The 6,407-nt window shown below is 62.9% G+C and carries 6 protein-coding genes; all 6 read left to right on the top strand.

What is annotated here, in order from left to right; translation table 11 throughout:
- The first annotated feature begins 349 nt into the window (after positions 1–349).
- The 6 genes from IF809_RS07350 to IF809_RS07325 all read left to right on the top strand — a co-directional run bounded on the left by IF809_RS07350 (position 350) and on the right by IF809_RS07325 (position 6,228).
- Positions 350–1,528 carry an ABC transporter substrate-binding protein gene (locus IF809_RS07350; protein ID WP_462837224.1) on the top strand — a complete coding sequence of 393 codons (1,179 nt, stop codon included), beginning with the start codon at positions 350–352 and terminating at the stop codon, positions 1,526–1,528.
- 134 nt (positions 1,529–1,662) lie between these two features.
- Positions 1,663–2,532 carry a branched-chain amino acid ABC transporter permease gene (locus tag IF809_RS07345; RefSeq protein WP_453982954.1) on the top strand — a complete coding sequence of 290 codons (870 nt, stop codon included), beginning with the start codon at positions 1,663–1,665 and terminating at the stop codon, positions 2,530–2,532.
- Between the two features lie 8 nt (positions 2,533–2,540).
- A complete protein-coding gene (locus IF809_RS07340; protein WP_453982955.1) occupies positions 2,541–3,569 on the top strand; it encodes a branched-chain amino acid ABC transporter permease in 1,029 nt (342 codons plus the stop codon).
- On the top strand, positions 3,566–4,321 hold the full coding sequence (locus IF809_RS07335; protein ID WP_453982956.1) for an ABC transporter ATP-binding protein: 756 nt from the start codon (positions 3,566–3,568) through the stop codon (positions 4,319–4,321). The genes IF809_RS07340 and IF809_RS07335 overlap by 4 nt, the downstream gene beginning before the upstream one ends.
- Positions 4,314–5,030, top strand: a complete 717-nt coding sequence (locus IF809_RS07330; RefSeq protein ID WP_462837223.1) for an ABC transporter ATP-binding protein — start codon at positions 4,314–4,316, stop codon at positions 5,028–5,030. The genes IF809_RS07335 and IF809_RS07330 overlap by 8 nt, the downstream gene beginning before the upstream one ends.
- Positions 5,031–5,109: 79 nt before the next feature.
- Entirely contained in the window at positions 5,110–6,228 is a 1,119-nt protein-coding gene (locus IF809_RS07325) for a cobalamin-independent methionine synthase II family protein (protein ID WP_462837222.1), read from the top strand.
- The last annotated feature ends 179 nt before the right edge of the window (positions 6,229–6,407 follow it).

The raw sequence follows: 6,407 nt of genomic DNA, 5'->3' as shown, positions 1-6,407 counted from the left end.
CGTCTCCGGTGCATGTTCGAATTCTGCAAGGGAGAGGCGGTTTTCTCCAGCCACGCCGCCGTTGGACGCTCCTAGGGTGCTGCATCAGCTGCCGATAGGCCGTCTGGCTAGCCGCACGGCTTTGTTGTTGACACGGACTTTTTGTTTGTACAATCGTACAAATCACTCCTCCGTGGTCGGCCGATGGCGCGGCTTGCCCGAATGGTCGCCCAACGTCCGATTGACAACGGGGTTGCAGAGGACGCCATGTGGCCGCGCGGCATGGCTTGTCCGTAAGTTTAGAGCGCGGCAAGGACCGGGGACTCGGTTCGGCACACAACTTGTCAGGAATGAAGGGGAGGGACGTCTGATGTTCGAACGCAGAATTTTGTCACGCATCGCGGCAGCGGCTGTCGTTGTAAGTCTTGCAGGCCTTGTCCCGGTCAAGGCGGAGGACACCGTCAAGGTGGGTCTGATCCTGCCAATGACCGGCGGCCAGGCCTCGACCGGCAAGCAGATCGAGAATGCGATCAAGCTCTACATGCAGCAGAATGGTGACACCGTCGCCGGCAAGAAGATCGAGATCATCGTCAAGGACGACGGGGCGATCCCGGACAAGACCAAGACCGCCGCGCAGGAGCTGATCGTCAACGACAAGGTCAATTTCATCGGCGGCTTCGGCGTGACGCCAGCAGCGCTTGCGGCCGCGCCGTTGGCGACGCAGGCGAAGATTCCGGAAGTCGTCATGGCAGCCGGCACCTCCATCATCACAGAGCGCTCGCCCTACATCGTGCGCACCAGCTTCACGCTGGCGCAGTCCTCGACCATCATCGGCGACTGGGCGGTGAAGAACGGCATCAAGAAGGTGGCGACGCTGACCTCGGACTACGCGCCGGGCAATGACGCGCTCAACTTCTTCAAGGAGCACTTCACCGCCGGCGGCGGCGAGGTGGTCGAAGAGGTCAAGACGCCGCTTGCCAACCCCGACTTCGCACCGTTCCTGCAGCGGATGAAGGATGCAAAGCCCGACGCGATCTTCGTGTTCGTGCCGGCGGGCCAAGGTGGAAACTTCATGAAGCAGTACGCCGAGCGCGGGCTCGACAAGGCCGGCATCAAGGTGATCGGCCCCGGCGATGTCACCGACGACGACCTCCTCAACAACATGGGCGACGCCGTGCTCGGGACTGTGACCGCGCACATCTATTCGGCGGCCCACCCTTCGCAGATGAACAAGGATTTCGTCGCGGCCTACAAGAAGGCCTTTGGCAACCGTCCCGGCTTCATGGCGGTGAGCGGCTATGACGGCATCCACCTGATCTATGAAGCGCTCAAGAAGACCAATGGCGACACCGACGGCACCAAGCTGGTCGAAGCCATGAAGGGTCAGAAGTGGGAGAGCCCGCGCGGTCCGATCTCGATCGATCCGGAGACGCGCGACATCATCCAAAACGTCTATATCCGCAAGGTCGAGAAGGTCGACGGCGAGCTCTACAATGTCGAGTTCCAGACCTTCGAAGCCGTGAAGGATCTCGGCAAGACCAAGAAGTGACGCGCGGAAGCGCGCTATCCCGGAACGCGCTTAGCGCGCCTCCGGGACCTCGAAATGATTGAAATGGATTCCGGGTTCAGCGCTACGCGCTGCCCCGGAGTGACGAGCGATTACCAAGGTTCACCCGTTCTACGATGACCTCAATCCTCACCAACCTGTTCGATGGCGTGGCCTACGGCATGCTGCTGTTCGTGCTCGCTTGCGGGCTCGCGGTCACGCTCGGCCTGATGAACTTCGTCAACCTCGCCCATGGCGCCTTCGCCATGGCTGGCGGCTATGTCTGCATGCTGTTGGTGAACCAGCACGGCTGGCCGTTCTTCGCTGCCTTGCCGCTCGCCTTCGTCTCCTCCGCGGTCATCGGCATCGTGCTCGAGCGCACGCTGTACCGTCATCTCTATTCTCGCAGTCATCTCGACCAGGTGCTGTTCACGATCGGCCTGACGTTCATGTCGGTCGCGGCCGTGGACTATATTCAGGGTTCGTCGCGCGTGTTCATCAACCTGCCGGCCGCGCTGCAGGGGCAGTTCGACCTGTTCGGCGTTGGCATTGGCCGCTACCGGCTCATGATCATCGTGATCTGCGGCTTGCTCACCATCGGCCTGCAGATGGTCCTGGCCAAGACCCGCTTCGGCAGCCGCCTGCGTGCTGCGGTCGATGATCCCCGCGCCGCGAGTGGGCTCGGCATCAACGTGCCGCAGGTATTCGCCTTCACCTTCGCCTTTGGCTGCGGCCTTGCGGGTCTCGGCGGTGCACTGAGCGCCGAGATTCTCGGTCTCGACCCGTATTTCCCGCTGAAGTTCATGATCTACTTCCTGATCGTGGTCACCGTCGGCGGCTCGTCTTCGATCACCGGCCCGTTCCTGGCCTCGCTCCTGCTCGGCATCGGCGACGTCGCCGGCAAATATTATGTGCCGAAGATGGGCCCCTTCGTGATCTACACCATGATGATCGTGATCCTGATCTGGCGCCCGAACGGCCTGTTCGGCCGCACGGCCGCGCGTTGAGTGTGCCGATGAGCGCTTCGTCCGACGTCGGTTTCCATGCTCAGCGGCAGGCGCGCTGGCACTATGCCGAGGCCGCCTTCTGGCTCGTCGTGCTTGCTTGCGGCTTTCTGTTTCCCGCCCGCTATCTGATCATGACCGACATCCTGCGGCTGGCGCTGTTTGCGATGTCGCTCGATCTCATCCTCGGCTATGCCGGCATCGTCTCGCTCGGCCATGCCGCCTTCTTCGGCGTCGGCGCCTATGCCGCCGGCCTGCTGGCTCTGCACGGTATCATCAACGAGCCGGTACTGGCGCTGATCGCCGCGGGCCTGGCCGCGATGGTGCTCGGCTTTGCCACCAGCTTCCTTGTGATCCGCGGCGTCGACTTGACCCGCCTCATGGTGACACTCGGTATCGCGCTGCTGCTGGAAGCGCTCGCCGAGCGCTTCTCCAACATCACCGGCGGCACCGACGGCCTGCAAGGCATCGAAATGCAGCCGATCTTCGGCGCGATCCCGTTCGACATGTTCGGCAAGGCCGGCTTCTTCTATTCACTGGCCGTGCTGTTCGTGCTGTTCCTGCTCGCCCGCCGCATCGTGCATTCGCCGTTCGGTCTGTCACTGCGGGCTATTAAGAACAATCCGCTGCGTGCCGCTGCTATCGGCATTCCCGTCAATCGCCGCCTTATCGCGATCTACACGCTCGCCGCGTTCTACGCCGGCATTGCGGGGGCGCTGTTCACCCAAACCACCGCGATCGCCTCGCTCGACGTGTTCGCCTTCGACCGCTCGGCCGATCTGATGCTGGTGCTCGTCATCGGCGGCACCGGATATCTCTACGGCGGGCTGGTCGGTGCGGTGATCTTCCGCATGCTCCAGGAAGTGTTCTCCACCATCACCCCGCAATACTGGCAGTTCTGGATCGGCCTCGTGCTGGTCGTGATCGTACTGGTCGGCCGCCAGCGCTTGCATCGCTGGGTGCTGTACGTGCCGAACCTGCTCATCAAGCAGGTTGCGGGCCGCAAGGCCGTCGTCGCGGTGCCGGAGAGCGACGCATGACCATTGCGCTCGAAACCCAGAACCTCGAAAAGCAGTTCGGCGGCCTGCGTGTCACCCGAGATCTTTCGCTGAAGATCGAGCAGGGCGCCCGCCATGCGCTGATCGGACCAAACGGCGCCGGCAAGACGACCGTCATCAACCAGCTTACCGGCGTACTGAAGCCGAACTCCGGCCGTATCCTGCTCGAAGGCCAGGACATCACTGACCTGCCCGTGCACAAGCGCGTGCTGCGCGGCCTGTCGCGGACCTTCCAGATCAACCAGCTCTATCCGGACCTGACTCCGTTAGAGACCATCGGCCTTGCCGTTTCCGAACGCCTCGGACACGGGGGCGACTGGTGGCGGCGAATGGGGACGCGCAGCGATGTCAACGGGGAGATCGCCGATCTCCTGACGCGTTTCCATCTACTCGACGTCATGAACGAACAGACCGTGACGCTGCCTTACGGCAAGCAGCGTCTGCTCGAGATCGCGGTTGCGATCGCCGCCAAGCCGCGTGTGCTTCTGCTCGACGAGCCCGCCGCCGGCGTGCCTGAGAGCGAGCGCCACGACATTCTCGCGGTGGTCGGCGCGCTGCCGCGCGACGTGACGGTGCTGCTGATCGAGCACGACATGGATCTCGTGTTCTCCTTTGCCGACCGCATCTCGGTGCTGGTCTCCGGCGCGCTGCTCACGGAGGGGCCGCCTAATCAGGTCGCGCGCGATCCGCAAGTAAAGGCGGTCTATCTCGGCGAGGAGGCGGTCAATGTCTGACCTACTCGCGATCGAGTCCCTGCGCGCCGGGTATGGCGAGGCGGTCGTGCTGCCCAACATGTCCCTGCGTCTTGCCGAAGGGCAGGTGCTGGCGCTGCTCGGGCGCAACGGCACCGGCAAGACCACCTTGATCAACTCGATCGTCGGCGTCACCCGCCGCTTCTCCGGGACTGTCGGGCTTGCCGGCACCGATGTCACGACCATGCGGCCCGACCAGCGGGCGCGTGCCGGAATTGGCTGGGTGCCGCAGGAGCGCAACATCTTCCGCTCGCTGACGGTCGAGGAGAACATGACCGCGGTGGCGCAGCCCGGTCCCTGGACGGTCCAGAAGGTCTACGAGATGTTCCCGCGGCTGAAGGAACGGCGAAGCAACTTTGGCAACCAGCTCTCGGGCGGCGAGCAGCAGATGCTGGCGATCGGCCGCGCGCTGACCCTCAATCCGAAGGTCCTGCTGCTGGATGAGCCGACCGAGGGACTTGCTCCTATCATCGTCGAGGAGTTGCTGAAGGCGATCGGGACCATCACCCGGGCCGGCGGCATCTGCTCGATCATCGTCGAGCAGAATGCCCAAAAGATTCTGGGGCTCGCCGACCGCGTTGTGATATTGGAGCGCGGAACAATCGTCCATGATGCCCCGAGCGCAGCGCTGAAGGCCGACCCCTCGGTTCTGGAGCGCCATCTCGGGGTCGCGGGGGCGGCAGCCCACTAACTTATCTAGCGCCTTTTCTTCACACGAGCCGGTACCCACCTCGCTCGACAACGCTACAGAAAATACACGGGAGTTAAGAATGCAGCGAACCAGAGCCCCCTTCCGCGCCGACGAAGTCGGCAGCCTCCTGCGTCCCGCCAAGATCAAGGAAGCCCGCGCAAAGCTCGAGAAGGGCGAGATCTCGGCCGACGATCTGCGCAAGATCGAGGACGTGGAGATCGAAAAGGTCGTTCATAAGCAGGCTTCGATCGGCCTGAAGCTCGCAACCGACGGCGAATTCCGCCGTTCCTGGTGGCACTTCGACTTCCTGGCCAAGCTCACCGGCTGCGAGCTGTTCCATCCCGATACCGGTATCCAGTTCGCTGGCGTGCAGACCCGTCATGACGCAGTGCGGGTGATCGACAAGCTCAACTTCCCCGATAATCACCCGATGCTGGATCACTTCCGCTTCCTGAAGAAGTGTGCCGACCAGGCGCACGTCACGGCCAAGATGACGATCCCGTCGCCGGCCGTGCTGCACTTCCGCGGCGGTCGCAAGTCTATCTCCAAGGACGTCTATCCTGATCTCGAGGCCTTCTACGAGGACCTCGGGAAGACCTATCGCAAGGCGGTGAAGGCGTTCTACGACGCCGGCTGCCGTTATCTCCAGTTCGACGACACCGTCTGGGCCTATCTCTGCTCGCAGGACGAATTGCAGAAGGCGCGTGAGCGCGGCGACAATCCGGATGGCCTCCAGCAGATCTACGCCCGCATCATCAATTACGCGCTGGCCGAGAAGCCCGCCGACATGGTGGTGACGACGCATGTCTGTCGCGGCAATTTCCGCTCGACCTGGATTTCGTCGGGCGGCTATGAGCCCGTGGCCGAGACCATGCTCGCCGGCACCAATTATGACGGCTACTTCCTGGAGTACGACAGCGATCGCGCCGGCGGCTTCGAGCCGCTGCGCTTCCTGCCCAAGGGCAACAAGGTCGTCGTGGTCGGCGTCATCACCTCGAAGTTCGGCGAGCTCGAGAAGAAGGACGACATCAAACGCCGTCTCGAGGAAGCCGCCAAGTTCGCGCCGCTGGAGCAGCTCGCGCTGTCGCCACAATGCGGCTTTGCTTCGACGGAAGAGGGCAACGTCCTCTCCGAGGAAGAGCAGTGGGCCAAGCTCAGCCTTGCGGTGGAGATCGCGAAGGAAGTTTGGGGTAATTGAGTTGCCCCTTGGCTGCCGTGATGCCCGCGAAGCGGGGCGTCACGGCAGTGTCGCTATGAAGCGGACGAGTGGCTGCGCCCGCATCCTCTGTTGCAAGCAAGGCCGTGCAGCAGCGCAATATGCCGCGAAGTCCAATATAACTGTCATTCTCCACGACTAGTCGGTAGATCGCCGCGTCG

The sequence above is a fragment of the Bradyrhizobium sp. UFLA06-24 genome (assembly GCF_054967145.1).
The sequence above is the reverse complement of the archived record's forward strand: the minus strand, read 5'-3'. Positions and strand labels throughout refer to the sequence as shown.